General features: G+C 76.4%; 1 protein-coding gene. It reads left to right on the forward strand.

Translation table 11 applies throughout. From position 1 onward, the window contains the following. Positions 1-33: 33 nt before the first annotated feature. The coding region (locus FHR04_RS20770; protein ID WP_211344234.1) for a hypothetical protein at positions 34-715 on the forward strand (682 nt) is incomplete at its 3' end.

Genomic DNA, 715 nt, shown 5'->3' on the forward strand with positions numbered 1-715 from the left:
GTGCGTGGCGACCGCGGTGCAGGGAAGTCCACGGTGCTCGAGACGCTGCTCGCGGACCTGTCGCAGCGCGGGGCCCAGGCGCTGCTGCTGCGCGCCCGCGGGGCGACACCGCTGTCCACCCTGCTGAACCACCCCTCGGCGCCGCTCGGCACCCCGGACGAGGCCGAGCTCACCGAGTGGCTCGTCGCGGAGCTCGAGGGGCCCCGCCGCAGCGTCCTGCTCCTCGACGACGCGGACCGGGTCGACACGTCGAGTCTCTCGGTGGTGGCCCGGGCGCTGGCGCGGACGTCGTGCGTGCTCATCACCACGACGACGCGGGACCCCCTGCGCGACCCGACGGCGGGGATGGGCGGCCTGCTCCTCGAGCGGGCGCCCGCGGAGGTCCGCGTCCCGCCCCTGGACTTCCGCGGTGTCGCGGACCTGCTCGGGTCGGTGCTGGGCGCACCCGCGGACGCCGGCCTGACCGCGGCGGTCGTCGCACGGACGGGAGGGAACCCGCGCGCGGTGCTCGCGCTGACGGACGCCGCCCTCGCGGGCGGTGCGCTGCAGCGGGTGGACGACGTCTGGGCGGATCGCGGAACCCTGGACCGGGTCCCCGTCGACGCCGTCGCGTACGTGTTCCTCGCCGGCATGCGCACCGAGCTCGTCCACGCGCTGGAGACCCTGGCGACCACGGGACCGGTCTCGGCAGAGGTCGTCGACCACGTCGTGGACC

The organism is Deinococcus radiopugnans ATCC 19172, assembly GCF_006335125.1.
GTDB classification, from domain to species: domain Bacteria; phylum Deinococcota; class Deinococci; order Deinococcales; family Deinococcaceae; genus Deinococcus; species Deinococcus radiopugnans.